This is a genomic window from Nocardia xishanensis NBRC 101358 (assembly GCF_001613365.1).
Classification (GTDB): Bacteria; Actinomycetota; Actinomycetes; order Mycobacteriales; family Mycobacteriaceae; genus Nocardia; species Nocardia xishanensis.
The window spans coordinates 318,557-333,906 of sequence record NZ_BDCF01000008.1 but is presented as its reverse complement, the minus strand read 5'-3'; the positions used below and the strand labels follow the sequence as shown (position 1 = coordinate 333,906).

Sequence of the window (15,350 nt, the reverse complement as noted above, 5' to 3'; positions counted from 1 at the left end):
GCGGTGCTCGCGCGCGCCGAACGACTGGTCGACCCGGCGACCGGCGTGCGCCGCGCCACCAACCGCACCGCCCTGCTCGGCGTGATCGCGGCCACCGTGACCGGCCTGTTCGAGATCGCAGTCGGCATTCTCGTTCTGCAGCACCATGATCAACTGACCCGCCGCGGTTGTCGGACCGCCGGTGTAGCGTGCCGGAGCACGATCGTCGTCTGACACAGGAGGATTGGGTGCGCGTCACCTGGGAACAGGTCTTCGCCTGGCGACTGGCCCGCCAATACGTCTCGCGGCCCGCCGCGTCGAGCGTGCCGGAGCTCGTCGGGCGCCTGTGCGGTGTGCAGGCGCAGGTCACCTCCGCGGCGGAAACGGCGGTCGCGCTGCGCAGCGCCGCGCCCGAGGACGGTGCCGTGGTGCGCGCGCTGTCGAACGGCACGCTGATCAAGACCTGGGCCATGCGCGGCACGCTGCACGCCATGACGCCGACGGGCGCCGCCGCCGTGCTCCCGCTCATCGCGTCCGCCCGTACCTGGGAAAAGCCGTCGTGGCAGCGCACTTTCGGCGCCACGCCCGCGGAAGTGGCCGCATTGACCGAGGCGGTGGGCGGGATACTCGCCGAGGCCGAACTCACCCGCGAGGAATTGGTGGAGGCGCTGCTCGCCGACAAGGCGTTCCACAAGCTCGGGGAGGAATTGCGCTCGGGCTGGGGCGCGCTGCTCAAGCCGCTGGCCTGGCAGGGCGCGATCTGCCATGGACCGGCGCGCGGCAACAAGGTGACCTTCACCAGTCCCGCGCGGCTGATCCCGGATTGGCCGGGATCGGCCGGACCGGACGTCGCGGCTCCGGCCGCCATCACCGCGTATCTCGGCGCCTACGGTCCGGCGACGCCGGAGATCTTCGACGCCTGGCTCAGCCGAAACAGCCTGCGCAAGACCACCGTTCGCGGCTGGTTCGCCGAGCTCGGCGACGCGCTCACGCCGGTGGAGGTCGAGGGCCGCACCGGTTACGTACTCACCGAACACGCCGACGAACTCGCCGCCACCGAACCGGCGACCTCCGTCCACCTGCTCGGCCCCTTCGACCAGTACGTGCTCGGCCCTGGCACCGGCGACACCGAACTGCTGCCGAACGCGCACCGGGCGCTGGTCAGCCGGACCGCGGGCTGGATCGCCCCGATCGTCGTGGTGGACGGGCGGATCGCGGGGACCTGGGAGCGCGAGGGCGACGAGGTGGTCGTCAGTATGTTCGACCGTGCGCCGCTGCCGAAAAACATCGATGCCGCCGTGGAACGTGTCGCGAAGGCGGCCGGGCTGGACAAGTCGGCCGTCCGAGTCGCCGCTGTTCCGTAATCGACTGTTCGATACGAGAAGTAGCTCTCCGAGGCGGGTCAGGAGCCATGAGAGGGGAGCCGACGCGACCGACGGACGCCGAGTGGGCATCGCATCAACCCGCCGTTTTCGGAGCGGCTTACCGAATCCTCGGAACCGTCACCGAGGCCGAAGACGTGGCGCAGGACGTGTGGTTGCGGGCTGTCACCGCCGATTCGTCCGAGGTGCGGGATCTACGGGGCCTGGCTGGTGACCTTGTCCGTCATGCAGGCCTGTCGGCGCGCCACGCCGATGGGCAAGGTCGCCGGGTACAACGCGGCGGCCGACCTGCTCCGAATGCCGTTGCGCGAGTTCACTAGCCGTGGCCGCAATGAATTTCGCATTGCGGTCGGTCGCGGTAGCGAGCCCGGTGAGCGGCCTGGCAGGACTCCCGACGCGGCACGGTGCCGTCAGTGGGTGGACACCGCGCGTGGGTCAATCTCCCGTCCGCTTCGCGACGAAAACCTCCAGCCCGTCGAGGATGCGTTGCAGACCGAAGTCGAAGTGGTCGAAGGACGTGTCGAACGCCTCCTCCGAGAGGGCGGCGACCGCGGGGTAGCGGCCGGTGGCGAGGGCCTTCTCGAGTGCCGGTTCCTGCGCCTTCCAGAATTCGGCGTCGGTCATGCCCGTCGTGCGCTCGGCTTCCTCGGCGAACACCCGGGTGCGGGCGACGCCGGCGACGTAGCCGGAGATCATCACGAGGACCGCGATCATCTCCGGATCCGCGAGCCCCATCGATTCGATCCGCGTGAGAAGGTGTTCCATGCCGGCCAGCGCGCCGGGCCCGAGGACGGGCCGGGTCTGGTTGACCTCGAGCAGCCAGGGATGGCGGCGATACATTTCGAGCGATTCGTACGCGTACCCGCGGAGCGCTTCGCGCCAGCCCTCGGGCGCGAGCTCCCCCTCGGGAGGTTGCTGTACCCGGTCGAGCATGAGATCGAGCAGTTCGGCCTTGCCGGGCAGGTAGCGGTAGAGCGACATCGTCCCGGTGCCCAGTTCGGTGGCGACGCGTCGCATGGTGACCGCGGCCAAGCCCTCGGTGTCGGCCACCCGCACCGCGGCCTCGACGATCCGATCGAGTGTGAGTGTGGGTTTCGGCCCCCGGCTCGGTCGATGACCGGTGTCCCAGAGCAGATCGAGTGTGCGCGCGAGGTCGCCGCTGCCGCTGGTCTCCGTGGACGTCATGGCTTCAGATTAAACGCTTGGCGAAAAACTGGGTACGTTGTACTCTAAACCGGGTACAACGTACCCAGTTAAGGTTCGGCAGGGAGGATTCGGTGAACGACTACGCGGTGCGGGCCGAGGGCTTGCGCAAGAGATACGGGGACAAGAACGCGCTCGACGGTTTCGACCTCACCGTGCGACGCGGCACGGTGCACGGCCTGCTCGGACCGAACGGGGCGGGGAAGACGACGGCGGTGCGCATCCTGTCCACCCTCATCCGCCTCGACAGCGGGCACGCGACGGTGGCCGGGCTCGACGTGGTGCGGCAGGCCAGGCAGGTCAGGGCGCGCATCGGACTGACGGGGCAGTACGCGGCGGTCGACGAGGTGCTCACCGGGCGGCAGAACCTCGAGATGTTCGGCAGGCTTTTCCATTTGGGCGGACGCCGGGCCAAGCAGCGGGCGAACGAACTGCTGGCACGCTTCGACCTGATCGACGCCGCCGATCGCGGCGTCGGCAAGTACAGCGGCGGCATGCGGCGGCGACTCGATCTGGCCGCCTCGATGATCCTCGCGCCGGACGTGCTCTTCCTGGACGAGCCGACCACGGGACTCGATCCGCGCAGCCGCGGCGAGGTGTGGGAATCGGTGCGCGCGTTGGTCGCCGACGGCACCACCGTGCTGCTCACCACGCAGTACCTCGAAGAGGCGGACCGGCTCGCCTCCCGGATCACCGTCATCGACCAGGGGCGCGCGATCGCCGACGACACCCCGGACGGCCTGAAGAACACCGTGGGCGGCGACCTGATCGAGGTGGTCGCCGCGGAGACGGCCGACCTGCCGCTGGTGGCCAAGGTGGTCGCCCGGGTCTGCACCGGCGAGCCGGACACCGACGACGCCGAGCGCCGGGTGCACGCGCCGGTGACCGACCGCGTCGCCGCGCTCACCGAGGTGGCCCGCACCCTCCAGGACGAGGGCATCGCGGTCGAGGACATCGGGCTGCGCCGCCCGAGCCTCGACGACGTGTTCCTGCAACTGACCGGGCACCGGACCATCGCCGAGGAGGCCGCCTGATGGGCACCATCGATCTCGTGCGTAACCGTTCCCGGGCGTATTGGGCGCTGGCCGACTGCTGGAATGTGGTGCGGCGCGGGCTGACTCACTATCAGCGCCAGCCGGTGAACATCGCCTGGCAGCTCGGCTTCCCAATCCTGTCGGTGCTGCTCTACGGCTACGTGTTCGGCAGCGCCATGACGGTGCCCGGCGGCGGCGACTACCGTGACTTCCTCATGCCGGGCATGTTCGCGATGACGATGGCGTTCGGTTTCGTCAACACCGCGACGCTCGTCGTCTACGACGCCACCAAGGGCGTCATCGACCGATTCCGTTCCATGCCGATGGCGCCGTCGGCGGTGGTGTCCGGGCGGGGGGTGACCGATCTGATCGTGGCGTGCGCTGAGCTGACCATCCTGATGATCACCGCGTACGCGATCGGCTGGCGGCCGGACGGCGGCATCCTCGGTGCGGCGGCGTCCTTCGCGCTGCTGCTGTGGCTGCGGTTCGCACTGATCTGGGTCGGTGTGTGGCTCGGGCTGCTGGTGCCGAACCCCGAGGCGGCGGGCGGGCTGTTCGCCGTCGCGTTCCCGTTGACGATGATCTCCAGCATCTTCGTCGCCCCGCAGCTCATGCCGAGCTGGCTCGGACATATCGCGGCGTGGAACCCCATCTCCTCGACCGTGGCCGCCAGCCGCGAACTGTTCGGAACGCCGGTGGGCAGCGGGGATTCGTGGATCGAGCAGCACGCGGTGTTGATGGCGGTGGTGTGGCCGCTGGTGGTGACCGCGATCTTCCTGCCGCTCGCGGTACATCGCTTCCAGCGGTTGAGTCGCTGAAAACCGTTGCTGCCCGGCATCGTTTCGGCAATGCCGGGCAGCAACCGCCGCTATGTGCGTGCCGCCGCAGGCGTTTCGGGCGCCGTCTGCACGGCGGGGCGCGGCATCCGCGCGCCGAGCCCGACGACGCCTGCGGCGACCGCGACAGCGGCCACGACGTACCACGCGTGCCGGAAGGCATCCAGGAGAGCGAGCGGATCGGTGGGGGAGCCGAGCACCGCGACAAGCACCGCGACGCCGACGGCCAAACCGATCTGCCGCGCCATGCTCAGCACGGCCGATCCGGTGGCGAATCGTTGCGGCGGCAGGCCGCTGGTGCCCGCGGCGAACGCGGTCGGCAGCGTCAGGCCGACGCCGAGACCGCTGACGACCATGCCGGGCAGCAGTCCCGCGAGATAGTCCGGTGCGAGCTCGATCGCGCGCGCCCACCACGCCATGCCCGCCGCGAACGCGACACCGCCCGCGGCGATCACGGGTCCCGCGCCGACGCGTCCGATCAACCGTCCCGCCAGGATGGCGACGATCGGCACCACCAGCGGCCCTGGCGCGATGGCGAGCCCGGTGCGCAAGGCCGACCACCCCCAGACGTTCTGCGCCCACAGCACCACCGACAGCAGCATGCCCGCGAACGCCACTTGGAACAGCACCGAATTCGCCGCCATCGGTGCGAAATTCGGGGCGCGCAGCAAGCCGGGATCGACGACCGGACTGTGGTGACGCGCCGAGGAGATCACGAACGCGATACCGAACACCACCGCGGCCGCGAAGGCGCCGAGCGTCTGCGGCGATGTCCAGCCCCAGTCCTCGCCCTTCACCAGGCCGAGCACGAGCGAGGCGATCGCCCCGACCAGCGCGACCGCGCCGAACAGATCCGGCAGCGCGCCGCCGTCACCGCGTGGGTCGGGCAGCTTGCGCAGACCGACGACGACGGCGCCGAGGCCGATCGGCACGTTCACCAGAAATACCCAGCGCCAGTCGATTTCGACGAGCAGACCGCCGATGACCGGCCCGAGCGCCGCACCGAGACCGCCGAACGCGACCCACAGCCGGACCGCCGTGGCGCGCCGCTCGGGCGGCGTCGCGGCCAGGACGAGCCCGAGCGACGACGGTGTGAGCATGGCGCCGCCGACCGCCTGGAGCACGCGGAACAGCACCAGCGCGGCGACGTTCCACGCGGCCGCGCACAGCGCGGAGCCGAGCACGAACACCGCGAGCCCGAGCAGGAAGGTGGTGCGGTTGCTGCCGCGGTCACCGAGCCGACCGGCGGGCACCAGCAGCGCCGCGAACACGATGGCGTAGGCGTTCAGCACCCAGGAAAGGCCCGCCAGCTCGGCGTTGCCGAAATCGCGCGCCATGTCCGGCAGCGCCACGTTGACGATGAACAGGTCGAGGCTCGACAGCAGGACGCCGACCGACACTATCGCGAGCACGAGTCGCGAATCCGGCGCGGACCGATCTGCCTCGGGGGCAAGAGTATTCATGAGCGTCTCCCGATTCAGCCGAGCACTCGGCGGTTCTGACGGGCCGAGACGAGCAGCCGCCCCGACTCGTCCCAGATATCGACGTCGTCCACCGACCAGCCCCCGCCGGTGCCGGTGTTGGCGACGCGCGCGAGCACCCGCTGGGAGGCGGGCTCGGTGAAGTCGGTGTGCACGTACATCGAGAACCCGACCGTCGGGACCGCGACCGGAGCGGAGAGAGTGGGAAAGATGCCCGGCGGCAGCGCGTCGGCCAGGATCGCGAGCGTGGCCGCGTCCGTGTCCATCGGCGGGTCGAGGGCGATCCACGCGCACATCCAGGCCTGCGCGGCCGCGGTCAACGGCAACGGGCCCGCTGCGGGGCGGATATCGAAATGCGCTGCGGCGGGGACGATCTCGGGCGGCATCCGGAAGGCCGCGCAGGCATCGGCCGTGGCCACCTCGGGGGCGGGCCGTTCGGCGCGGTCCGGCACCGAGCTCGGCGCGGTCCGGCCGAGCATGATCGACGCGGCCGCGACCGGTCCCGATTCCTGGCGCGCGACCACGTCGACGATCGCGGTGCTGCGCCCGACCGGCTGCGCGGTGGCCGAGAAAGTGAACGCGCCGTCGACGGGTCGGCCGAGGAACCGCAGGTCCACGGCGCGCACCGGCAGGTCGTCACCCGCCGCGCGCCGCGCCACCTCGACGAGCAGCCCGGCGAGCACGCCGCCGTGCGGACCGGTCCAGCCGCGCCACGTCCGATCCACTTGCGCATGCCAGGTCCCGGGGCCGGTCGCGCCGAGCGCGAACACGTCGCCCAGCGACTGTTGAGTGAGTTGCTTCATAAAATGCACACTAGGGTAGTGAGTTCTTTGAAGCAACCGACTAGGCTGACTAGCATGCGCAGGACGAGCTTCGAGGACATGAACTGCTCCCTGGCCCAGTGCCTGGAGGTGGTCGGGGAATGGTGGACGCTGCTGATCGTGCGTGACGCACTCTTCGGCGTCACCCGCTTCGACGACTTCCGCGCCCGGCTCGGCATCGCCCGCAACGTGCTGACCCAGCGCCTGGAGCACCTGGTGGCCAACGAGATACTGGAAAAGGTTCCGTATCAAGAGAATCCGCCGAGACACGACTACCGGCTCACGCCGAAGGGGCGTTCGCTGTGGCTGGTAGTCACCGCGATGCGGCAGTGGGGCGACGAGTGGGCCGCGCCGGACGGTCCGCCGGTGGAGTCGGTGCACACCACCTGCGGCCACCGGACGACGATCGAACCGGTGTGCTCGGAGTGCGGTGAGCACGTCCATGTTCGCGAACTGCGACCGGTGTACGGACCCGGCGCCCGCGACAAGACGCTGATCCCGGCCGCGCTCGCGGCGGACGCGGCCCGCATCGTGCCGCCGCGATAGGCTGCCCGCGTGACGGACGCGCGAGTGGAGACGGTCATCGATACGGTCGCGTGGGTGCGCGTCGAGGACGGTCGCATCCTGTGCGCGCGCCCCCGCGGCAAGGACATCTTCTACATTCCCGGCGGCAAGCGGGAAGGCGCGGAGACGGACTTGGAAACGCTGCTGCGCGAGATCGAGGAAGAGCTCACCGTCGCGCTGATTCCCGAGACCGCCCGCCATGTGGGGACGTACGAGGCGGCGGTGCACGGACCGGACGACGGCGTCACCGTGCGCATGAGCTGCTACACCGCCGACTATCGCGGCACGCTCACCGCCAGCAGCGAGATCGACGAAGTGGCCTGGTTCGGGTACGCCGACCGGGCGCTGGTGCCGCCGGTCGACCAGTTGCTCTTCGACGATCTCGCGGCGGCGGGCGTGCTGCACTGACGCCCCGGGGTCTCTCCCTGGCTGCGGAACTTCCGGCGCGAGACAGCCGACGCGGTCCGCGCGCTCGTCGCCGTCGCAGGCCGGTGCGACGCGCACGAGCCGTGCGAGCGCGATCGGCGGCGCGGCGAAGGACTCGTGGGCGCAACCGCGCGCCGGGGCGCGCCCCGCGATACGGTCCCAGGATGAAGTCGGTTCGCTCGCTCGCCCGCTGGGCCGGGTACGCGCTGGCCGCGCTGCCGCTCGCCGGCGCGCGGGCCGCCGCCCGGATGCGCGTGCCACGCCGGTGGCTGCGTGAACCGATCCGGCGGCGTGGGATCACACCGCTCCGGGTCGTCGCGCATTCGATTCTGAGCGCGGGCGTCGGCCTGTTGGCCTGGTTCCTCGCCTTCCTTGCGGGTCTCGGTTTCGTCCGCGGGGTCGCGTACCCGCTGGTCGCGGCGAACGACTACGAGAATTCCTGGGGCGGGCCGACATTGGCCGGGGCGTGGGCCGTGCACGCGGCGCTCGGCGTCGGGCTGCTTCCGGTCTGGCTGGCGGCGCTCGCCGGGCTCGGCGCACTGCAATTGCGGCTCATACGCAGGCTCTTCGAACGCACCGGGCCTGCGTGGCCGATTCCGGTGGCGATCGTCGTCGCCCTCGGCGGTGCTTTCCTCTTCCTGTCGTGGCTCGCCCAGGTGTGAGCGAGCCCGCCCCCATTCGGGAGCAGGAGCGACCGTCGAGATCGGCTCGTGCGCCGCGAAGTTTCACGACCTGTTGAGGTCGATGTTCCGCATCGTCACCAGCGCGGTGGCGCACAGCGTCTCCGACTCGCCGGTCACCGCGTAGACGTCCGCCGCCGCGACGGTGACCGTCGTACTCGACTGCACCGCCCGACCGCGGGCGATCACCCAGGGAAGTGGAAATCTGGACCGACTCCAGCTGCCGCCCAACGGCTTCCTCACTCCGAGTGCGGACCGGCTGCACCTGCTGCACCGTCCACTCGTCCGGCCATGGCGGTGATCCGATGCGGCGGATGCTGCTGCTCGGCGCGGGCGGGTTGCTCATCGTGACGGTGGTGCTCGCCATGGCCGACAGCATGAAGTTCGAAACCGATCGGGGCGCGGCACCCAAGTGGTGCGCTTCGACGCACGAGCCAAGGACACCGGAGTGTCTTCGGAGCCCGCACTGCGCTTGTGGGACAAGTGCGCGAGCCGCGTCAACCACGTGCGCGTCGTCGCGGGACCGGTGCCCGACGGCGACGCGTGGGCGGTGACGCCGGCACCGGCGCTCGGCGAACACACCGAGCGCCGCCTGGTCGGTTGCCTCAGAGGATCTGACCGTCGACGGCGTGCTCGGGCACTATCTCGGCTCGCGGCCGGGATAACGCAGCCTCAGGTGGTGACCGGCTCGCGACCGGCCAGCTCGATGAGATGCTGAACCAGTGTCAGCAGCACGTTCTTCGCCGATTCGCGCTCGCGGGCATCGCACAGCATGACCGGGGTGCTGGGGTCGAGATCCAGCGCGTCGCGCACCTCGTCCTCGGTGTAGCGCGGCGCTCCCTCGAAGCAGTTCACCCCGACCATGAACGGCAGGCCGCGGCGCTCGAAGAAGTCGACGGCGCCAAAGGAATTGCCGAGTCGCCTGGTGTCGGCCAGCACCACCGCGCCGAGCGCGCCGCGGGACAGCTCGTCCCATAGGAACCAGAACCGGTCCTGGCCTGGCGTGCCGAACAGGTACAGCACCAGATCGCGGTCGATGGTGATGCGGCCGAAGTCGAGCGCCACCGTGGTGGTCGTTTTGGACTCCACGCCGGACAGGTCGTCGACGCCGGTACTCACCTCGGTGATGAGTTCCTCGGTGCGCAGCGGCGCTATCTCGCTGATCGACGACACCATGGTCGTCTTGCCGACGCCGAAGCCGCCCGCGATGAGGATCTTGACCGACGCGGCCAAGTGCTGCGGCCCGTCGGGATCGAGCCGGGCGGGGTCAAAGTTTTCTGATGCCATCCAGTACCGCTCGCAATATGTTGAGATCGCCGGGGCCAGCCTCCGGTTGTACCGGAGCCCGGAAGATCAAATGTCCCTCGCCGATCAGGTCGCCGACGAGAATCTTGGTCACCGCAAGGGGAAGTTTCAAGTTCGCCGCTACTTCGGCGACCGATTGCGGATCACGGCACAGGCGTACGATTTCCGCGTATTCGGGCTCCGGCCTGCGCAAAGTGGGCGCGGGCGAGGCGCTGACCACCACCGTGACGATGTCCAAATCGTGACCTGCGCCCATGGTGCGCCCACGGGTCAGCGCGTACGGCCGGATCAGCGGTCCGGCCGCCTCGTCGAACCACGGCTCACCCCGGCGCGTCATGGCAATCGCGCGGGGGTGGAGAGATAGGAGCCGACACGCTGGACCGTGACGTTCATTTCGTAGGCCACCATGCCGAGATTCGCGCTCTCGGAGGCCTGCAGCGCAAGACAGGCGTTGTCGCCCGCCGAGGTCACGAACAGCACGGCGCGGTCGAGTTCGATGACCGCCTGGCGGACTCCGCCGCCGTCGAACCGGCTGCCCGCGCTGCGCGCGAGTCCGTAGAGGGTGGAGGACATGGCGGCGAAGTGTTCGGCGTCGTCGCGGCTCATCGCGTTGGAGCGGCCGAGCAGCAGTCCGTCGGTGGACAGCACCACCGCGTGCCGCACACCGGCCAGCCGATCCACCAGATCGTCGAGCAGCCAGTTGAGATCACCGGATTTGGGAGCGGTCACTACACGCCTTCCTCTTCGTCGGCGGGCTGCGCTCGGCGACCCTGCCGGGTTCCATTCTCGATGGCGGACATCAGATCCCGGGCCTGTTCGGCGGAACGCTCGCGTTCGACGACGGGTTCGGTGATCGATGGCTTCGCGAGTTCGGGTGCGAGATTGGCCTGTCGGTTGCGTTTGGGCAGAACTGGTCTGCCATCGGCGGTGGTCGCAGGCGTGTCGGCCGGGTTGGGCGGCGCCTGTTCGGGTTTCGGCTCGGGCGGGTCCATGGTGAGCACCGTGGCCGCCGACTCCGCCGTGCCACCTGGCGTCTCGGTTCCCGGCGCCTCGATGAACGGCACCGGATGCCGCGGGCGTCGCGCCTGCTCCTGCGCCGGGGTTTCCGGCGCGGTCGGCGCGCTGTCGGTGACGAGCAGCGAGGTCGGGATGAGCACGATGGCCCGGATGCCGCCGTAATCGGATTCCGCGAGCCGCACCGTGACGCCGTGCCGGACGCCCAGCTGCGCCACCACGAACAGGCCGAGACGGGAATCCGCGGAGAGCGTCGCGACACCGAAGTCCGGTGGATTGCGCAGCATCTCGTTCACCCGGAGCAGCTCCGCCTCCGGCATGCCCATGCCCTGGTCGCTGACCTCGACGACCACACCGCGGCCGACGATGTTGCCGGACACCTCCACCCGCGACTGCGGCGGGGAGAACGCGGTCGCGTTGTCCACCAGCTCGGCGACCAAGTGCACGAGGTCGGCGATCACGGTGCCGAGCACGCGCGCGTCGGGCAGCTTGGCCACCCGCACGCGCGAGTAGTCGAGCGTCTCGCCGACCGCCGAGCGCACCAGATCCATCAGCGGAATGGGATAGCGCCACTGCCTGCCGGGCTGCCCGCCGCCGAGGATGATCAGGTTCTCCGCGTTGCGGCGTTCGCGGGTCGCCAGGTGATCGAGCCGGAAGAGCGTCTCCAGCAGCGCCGGATCCTCTTGGCGCGCTTCGGCTTCGTCCAGGATCTCCAGCTGCCGGTGCACCACGATCTGGCTGCGGTGGGCGATATTGAGGAAGACCGCCTTCACGCCCTCACGGGTGCGCGCCTCGTCGACCGCGGCGGTCACCGCGGCCGCGGCCGCGTGCTCGAAAGCCTGGGCCACTTCACCGATCTCGTCGTGGCCGTAGTCGAGGCGCGGTGTCTCCGCGGCGGGATCGACTTCCTCGCCCGCGCGAAGCCTGCGCATCATGTCGGGCAGCCGGTCGTCGGCCAGCGCGAGCGTCTCACCGCGCAACCGCCTGAGCCGCCGGATGATCCGGTTGGCCATCAGCACCGCGACCACGATGGCCGCGCCGCTCAACAGCAGCACACCGCCGCCGCCGAAGAGCGAGGTGAGCGCGGAATCGGCCGACTTCTCCTCGGCGAGGCGCTGGGTGTGCTTGTTCTGGGCGATCCACAGATCGAGGAGGCCACGGTTCACCTCGGCGGCCGCGTTCTGCCAGTCCTGCGGCGAGAGCGGCAGCGGCGCCGGTTCGGCGGCGGTGCTTGCGCCTGTGCTGCCGGTCGAGGAGTTCTCGTGCTCGGCGGGCGCGACGTAGCGCCGGGCGACGGCGTTCTCCATCGCGGACAGCTGCTGCCAGGCCGCGGAGCCCGCGAGCGCGGCGCCCGCCTCGCGCTGATCGGTGTCGATGTCGGAGGCGAGCAGGGCGATCTCGGTGTGGTAGTAGCCGATCTGGCGCAGGTATTCCTCCACCGGCACCGACACGTCTCCGTTGGCGATGACCATGGCGATGGCCAGCGCGTGACTGCGCGACATGGCCTCCGCGGCGTACAGCAACCGCATGCCCTCGGTGATCTCGACACCGATCTCGGCGTCCGGCGCCGACTGCTGAGCCACCTGCGAGCCGACCGAGACCACGTCGAGCAGCCGGTTGTAGAAGGCGTACGCCTCGGCGGCGGGCAGCTGGCGCGAATCCGCTTGGGCGCGAACACCTGCCAAGTGCTGGCCGAGGGTGTTGAAACCGGCCAGGTCGTCGCCGATCTTGGAGTCGTCGACCTCGCGGATTCCCTCGCCGGCCTCCAGCAGCTTGCGCAGCGCGCCGTCCAGTCGCACCCGGGCGGCGGTGAGGGCGGGGCCGGTCGAGTCGTCGCCCGCCAGATGGGCCAGGGTGAGGTGGCGTTCTTGCTGCGTCGCCTCCATCAATTCCCTGGTCGACGGGATCGCGGCCTGCATCTGCGCCGCCCAGTCTTTCGCGGTTGTGCCCTGGTCGACCAGGTATCCCGCCGCACTCACGCCGATCACGAGCAGAGTCAGGCTCGGCAGGAGCGCGATCGCCAGTATCCGGGTCCGGACACCGAGCCTCGCTCTGAACATCCGCACAACCTAATTCAGCGGACTACACGGCTGTAATTCCGGTCTCGCTCAGCGGGACTGGATTTGACAAACAGTCGTGTAGTTGATCCACCGGTGGTGGGCGTGCCGCTGTCGGGTGCGAACCATTTGGTGTGGCAAGCGATTCGGCCGGAACAGCGAGCTCGCCGCTGACGGGATTCTTGTCGCGGCGACGCGTCGGTCATCGCTTGCGGATCCACAACCACGACGCCGCAAGGGCGATGAGCACCGAGGGTTTGCCGAGCAGCGTGGTCCCCAGAGCGAGGGCCGCGATCTGATCGGCGGCATACAGCGGCAGGAGTATCAGCACATGCAGCGCCCACATCACCGCCCAGGCCGCGGTCAGTCGCCTGTGCTTCCGGATCAGGGGCTGATCGACACCGGAGGGTTCGATCTGGAAGCGTTGGCACACAATCAGACTCAACGGCCGGCCCCGGATCAGAGTGGCGCCGAAGGCCACAGTCAGTACCGCGCAGCCGACGATCTCGGGTAGAAAGAAGGCACGGCCCTCACCGGTGAACAACACCAGCGCCGAATAAGCGGTGACGGCGGCCATGGCGGCCGTGACGACCTTCGGTGAATCGCCCCGCCGCAGCCGCCATCCGGCGAGCAGCGCCGCCGCGGTCAACGTGGCCGCGACCGCCGGGCCGGTCCCGAACAGTTGATATCCGACCACGAATGCCGCGACCGGCGTGGCGGCGTCGACGAGGTGCCGAACGCCGCCACGCGCGATGACGGCGTGCCCGAGCGCCCTGGCGTCCGATCGTGCTCGAGCGGAGTCGTGCGCGGTCCCGGACCGGTTGTCGTCGACTGTCATCTCCGTCAACGGGCGGGACGGGGGCCGACGATGGAGGCGCGTTCCATGATGCGCACGTGGGGCCAGTAATCGCTGGCGGCGTAGTGCTGGACGGCGCGGTTGTCCCAGAACGCGACGGTGTCGGGCTCCCACCGCAGGCGAACCTGATGCTCGGGGGCGTCGGCCGCCCGGCACAACCGGTCGATCAGGTCGCGGCCCTCCTCCAGGTCCATGCCGTGGACGCGGTCGGCGAAGACCCGGTTGACGTAGAGGTGCTTGCGGCCGGTGACAGCGTGCGTGCAGGCCAGCGGGTGGGCCACCGCGGGATGGTCGGCGCGCATCTTCTCCCGCTGCTCATCGTTGAGCATGTGCCCGAACGCACGAGTGAAATCATGAATGGCGTCCAGGTTTTCGATTCGGGCCTGGGTGTCCTCGTCGATGGCGTCGTAGGCCGCGTACATGTCGGCGAACAGCGTGTCCCCGCCGATCGCGGGCACCGAAATCGCATGCAGGACCGCGCCCATCGATGGCTGCTCGCGCCAGGTGACGTCGTGATGCCAGGCGTTCTCGAAACCGCCGACCTGCGCGCTCTTCTCGAATCGCACGAGTTCTGGCTGGTCGGTGTTGGAGGGGATGAAGGGGTGGACCTCGAGCGTGCCGAACCGCCGCGCGAAGGCCACGTGCCGTTCCGCGGCGAGCGGTTGGTCGCGGAAGAACAGCACCTTGTACTCGTGCAGGGCCTGCCGCAGTTCGGCGATCACCGCGTTCGGCAACTCGGTGGTCAGGTCGATCCCCGAGATCTCCGCGCCGAGGGTCGCGCCGGCCTGGCGGGCGTCGAAATGCTGCCAGCTCAGCTGGGCGAGCCGGTCGCGCTCGGCGGCGATATGCGTGAAGGGGCCGGACCGGACCGGATATCCGGGCAGCTGAACGGTGCGAGGTGTGAAGCCGGCGGCCGGGTCCTTTTCGGCGATCACGGACATGGCGACCTTCTTTCTCGGAGTGAAAGCGATGATGTAGTCAATCGACTACAGTTGCGTCTGAGCTACTGTAGTCACATGACTACAAAGGGCGCAAGGCCGTCTCCCGACGACGTCAATCCGCTCGGTCGCGACGCCGTCGTGTCAGCGGTGCTCACCCACGCGGCGGATCTGTTCGCCGAACGCGGCCCGGCCGCGACGTCGATCCGAGACATCGCCGAGCGGGCGGGCGTGAACCACGGGCTGGTATTCCGGCACTTCGGCGCCAAGGACAAACTTGTGACGGCCGTACTCGATCACCTCGCCGGCGAGACCGCCGAGCTCGCCGATGCCGGGGTGTTGTTGCCGGATGATCCCCGGCTGCGCAGGCACTGGGTCGTGCTGGCACGCTGCATTCTCGACGGCTATCCGGTCGGACAGATGCAGAGCCGATTCCCTGTCATCACGGCTCTGATCGACCATGCCCGCTCGCATCGAGCCGATGACCGCGACGCCGCCCTCTCCGTCGCACACGCCGCGGCGTTCGTACTCGGCTGGCAATTGTTCGAGCCCTTCCTGCGCAACGCCGCCGGGCTCGACGACATCTCGAATGATCGACTGCGACAGGCGATCAACGCCGAAGCCGTCCGGATCCTCCGCGGCAGCCAGCAATAGCCGTTCGGCGGATCAGTACGCGGCTGGCTCTCCGCTCGTCCCGAAGGATTCCGAGTTTCCGATCGGCATCGCGAACCGGGTGGTCGGACCATCCGGCGCAGAGGCGGATCGCCGCGGGCC

At 69.5% G+C, this 15,350-nt stretch carries 19 protein-coding genes; 9 read left to right on the top strand and 10 right to left on the bottom strand.

Going from position 1 to position 15,350, the window contains the following annotated elements; all coding sequences use genetic code 11:
* The 3 genes from NX1_RS36880 to NX1_RS38675 all read left to right on the top strand — a co-directional run.
* Window positions 1-213 (top strand): hypothetical protein (locus NX1_RS36880; RefSeq protein ID WP_169812209.1); only part of this gene is annotated, 213 nt, incomplete at its 5' end.
* Window positions 214-227: 14 nt separating this feature from the next.
* Entirely contained in the window at window positions 228-1,343 is a 1,116-nt protein-coding gene (locus NX1_RS09620) for a winged helix DNA-binding domain-containing protein (protein WP_068056808.1), read from the top strand.
* 47 nt (window positions 1,344-1,390) lie between these two features.
* Complete coding sequence (locus NX1_RS38675; RefSeq protein WP_218024091.1) at window positions 1,391-1,681, top strand: sigma factor; 291 nt, start codon at window positions 1,391-1,393, stop codon at window positions 1,679-1,681.
* 115 nt (window positions 1,682-1,796) lie between these two features.
* Here NX1_RS38675 and NX1_RS09615 read toward each other — a convergent pair whose 3' ends face one another.
* On the bottom strand, window positions 1,797-2,546 hold the full coding sequence (locus NX1_RS09615; RefSeq protein WP_068056704.1) for a TetR/AcrR family transcriptional regulator: 750 nt from the start codon (window positions 2,544-2,546) through the stop codon (window positions 1,797-1,799).
* Window positions 2,547-2,638: 92 nt separating this feature from the next.
* Here NX1_RS09615 and NX1_RS09610 point away from each other — a divergent pair, with 92 nt between their 5' ends.
* Window positions 2,639-3,598, top strand: coding sequence for an ATP-binding cassette domain-containing protein (locus tag NX1_RS09610; protein WP_068056703.1), 960 nt, complete (start codon window positions 2,639-2,641; stop codon window positions 3,596-3,598).
* Window positions 3,598-4,416, top strand: a complete 819-nt coding sequence (locus NX1_RS09605; protein ID WP_068056702.1) for an ABC transporter permease — start codon at window positions 3,598-3,600, stop codon at window positions 4,414-4,416. The genes NX1_RS09610 and NX1_RS09605 overlap by 1 nt, the downstream gene beginning before the upstream one ends.
* Before the next feature lie 50 nt (window positions 4,417-4,466).
* Here the strand turns inward: NX1_RS09605 and NX1_RS09600 are convergent, their stop codons facing one another.
* Window positions 4,467-5,897: a DHA2 family efflux MFS transporter permease subunit gene (locus tag NX1_RS09600; protein WP_068056701.1), complete on the bottom strand. Its 1,431-nt coding sequence runs from the start codon at window positions 5,895-5,897 to the stop codon at window positions 4,467-4,469.
* Between the two features lie 14 nt (window positions 5,898-5,911).
* The gene (locus NX1_RS09595) at window positions 5,912-6,718 is read right to left on the bottom strand and encodes an acyl-CoA thioesterase (protein WP_068056699.1); all 807 of its coding nucleotides are present in this window, start codon (window positions 6,716-6,718) and stop codon (window positions 5,912-5,914) included.
* A 54-nt stretch (window positions 6,719-6,772) separates the two neighbouring features.
* Between NX1_RS09595 and NX1_RS09590 the strand changes: the two genes are divergently transcribed.
* From NX1_RS09590 to NX1_RS09580, 3 genes are all read left to right on the top strand, one after another.
* On the top strand, window positions 6,773-7,282 hold the full coding sequence (locus NX1_RS09590) for a winged helix-turn-helix transcriptional regulator (protein ID WP_068056697.1): 510 nt from the start codon (window positions 6,773-6,775) through the stop codon (window positions 7,280-7,282).
* A gap of 9 nt (window positions 7,283-7,291) precedes the next feature.
* A complete protein-coding gene (locus NX1_RS09585) occupies window positions 7,292-7,708 on the top strand; it encodes an NUDIX hydrolase (RefSeq protein ID WP_218024090.1) in 417 nt (138 codons plus the stop codon).
* A 182-nt stretch (window positions 7,709-7,890) separates the two neighbouring features.
* A complete protein-coding gene (locus NX1_RS09580) occupies window positions 7,891-8,388 on the top strand; it encodes a hypothetical protein (protein ID WP_068056695.1) in 498 nt (165 codons plus the stop codon).
* A gap of 63 nt (window positions 8,389-8,451) precedes the next feature.
* On the opposite strand, the gene NX1_RS35240 is transcribed toward NX1_RS09580, so the two are convergent.
* The 7 genes from NX1_RS35240 to NX1_RS09550 form a co-directional block, all read right to left on the bottom strand.
* The gene (locus NX1_RS35240; protein WP_174555472.1) at window positions 8,452-8,595 is read right to left on the bottom strand and encodes a hypothetical protein; all 144 of its coding nucleotides are present in this window, start codon (window positions 8,593-8,595) and stop codon (window positions 8,452-8,454) included.
* Window positions 8,596-9,078: 483 nt separating this feature from the next.
* Complete coding sequence (locus NX1_RS09575; protein WP_068056693.1) at window positions 9,079-9,693, bottom strand: GTP-binding protein; 615 nt, start codon at window positions 9,691-9,693, stop codon at window positions 9,079-9,081.
* The gene (locus NX1_RS09570; protein WP_068056690.1) at window positions 9,674-10,048 is read right to left on the bottom strand and encodes a DUF742 domain-containing protein; all 375 of its coding nucleotides are present in this window, start codon (window positions 10,046-10,048) and stop codon (window positions 9,674-9,676) included. Before NX1_RS09570 ends, NX1_RS09575 begins: the two co-directional genes overlap by 20 nt.
* Entirely contained in the window at window positions 10,045-10,440 is a 396-nt protein-coding gene (locus NX1_RS09565) for a roadblock/LC7 domain-containing protein (RefSeq protein ID WP_068056688.1), read from the bottom strand. Before NX1_RS09565 ends, NX1_RS09570 begins: the two co-directional genes overlap by 4 nt.
* Complete coding sequence (locus tag NX1_RS09560) at window positions 10,440-12,785, bottom strand: sensor histidine kinase (protein ID WP_068056804.1); 2,346 nt, start codon at window positions 12,783-12,785, stop codon at window positions 10,440-10,442. Before NX1_RS09560 ends, NX1_RS09565 begins: the two co-directional genes overlap by 1 nt.
* Window positions 12,786-12,984: 199 nt before the next feature.
* Entirely contained in the window at window positions 12,985-13,620 is a 636-nt protein-coding gene (locus NX1_RS09555; protein WP_068056686.1) for a DUF3159 domain-containing protein, read from the bottom strand.
* Between the two features lie 5 nt (window positions 13,621-13,625).
* Complete coding sequence (locus NX1_RS09550; RefSeq protein ID WP_068056684.1) at window positions 13,626-14,579, bottom strand: TauD/TfdA dioxygenase family protein; 954 nt, start codon at window positions 14,577-14,579, stop codon at window positions 13,626-13,628.
* A 75-nt stretch (window positions 14,580-14,654) separates the two neighbouring features.
* Between NX1_RS09550 and NX1_RS09545 the strand changes: the two genes are divergently transcribed.
* On the top strand, window positions 14,655-15,230 hold the full coding sequence (locus NX1_RS09545; RefSeq protein ID WP_068056683.1) for a TetR/AcrR family transcriptional regulator: 576 nt from the start codon (window positions 14,655-14,657) through the stop codon (window positions 15,228-15,230).
* The last annotated feature ends 120 nt before the right edge of the window (window positions 15,231-15,350 follow it).

What these genes read in the sequence shown, in the direction of transcription:
- NX1_RS09580 (WP_068056695.1), top strand. Translation starts at nt 7,891, where the DNA reads ATGAAGTCGGTTCGCTCGCTCGCCCGCTGGGCCGGGTACGCGCTGGCC.
- NX1_RS09590 (WP_068056697.1), top strand. Translation starts at nt 6,773, where the DNA reads ATGCGCAGGACGAGCTTCGAGGACATGAACTGCTCCCTGGCCCAGTGC.
- NX1_RS09555 (WP_068056686.1), bottom strand. Translation starts at nt 13,620, where the DNA reads ATGACAGTCGACGACAACCGGTCCGGGACCGCGCACGACTCCGCTCGA.
- NX1_RS38675 (WP_218024091.1), top strand. Translation starts at nt 1,391, where the DNA reads ATGAGAGGGGAGCCGACGCGACCGACGGACGCCGAGTGGGCATCGCAT.
- NX1_RS09605 (WP_068056702.1), top strand. Translation starts at nt 3,598, where the DNA reads ATGGGCACCATCGATCTCGTGCGTAACCGTTCCCGGGCGTATTGGGCG.
- NX1_RS09560 (WP_068056804.1), bottom strand. Translation starts at nt 12,785, where the DNA reads ATGTTCAGAGCGAGGCTCGGTGTCCGGACCCGGATACTGGCGATCGCG.
- NX1_RS09595 (WP_068056699.1), bottom strand. Translation starts at nt 6,718, where the DNA reads ATGAAGCAACTCACTCAACAGTCGCTGGGCGACGTGTTCGCGCTCGGC.
- NX1_RS09575 (WP_068056693.1), bottom strand. Translation starts at nt 9,693, where the DNA reads ATGGCATCAGAAAACTTTGACCCCGCCCGGCTCGATCCCGACGGGCCG.
- NX1_RS09600 (WP_068056701.1), bottom strand. Translation starts at nt 5,897, where the DNA reads ATGAATACTCTTGCCCCCGAGGCAGATCGGTCCGCGCCGGATTCGCGA.
- NX1_RS09550 (WP_068056684.1), bottom strand. Translation starts at nt 14,579, where the DNA reads ATGTCCGTGATCGCCGAAAAGGACCCGGCCGCCGGCTTCACACCTCGC.
- NX1_RS09545 (WP_068056683.1), top strand. Translation starts at nt 14,655, where the DNA reads ATGACTACAAAGGGCGCAAGGCCGTCTCCCGACGACGTCAATCCGCTC.
- NX1_RS09615 (WP_068056704.1), bottom strand. Translation starts at nt 2,546, where the DNA reads ATGACGTCCACGGAGACCAGCGGCAGCGGCGACCTCGCGCGCACACTC.
- NX1_RS09570 (WP_068056690.1), bottom strand. Translation starts at nt 10,048, where the DNA reads ATGACGCGCCGGGGTGAGCCGTGGTTCGACGAGGCGGCCGGACCGCTG.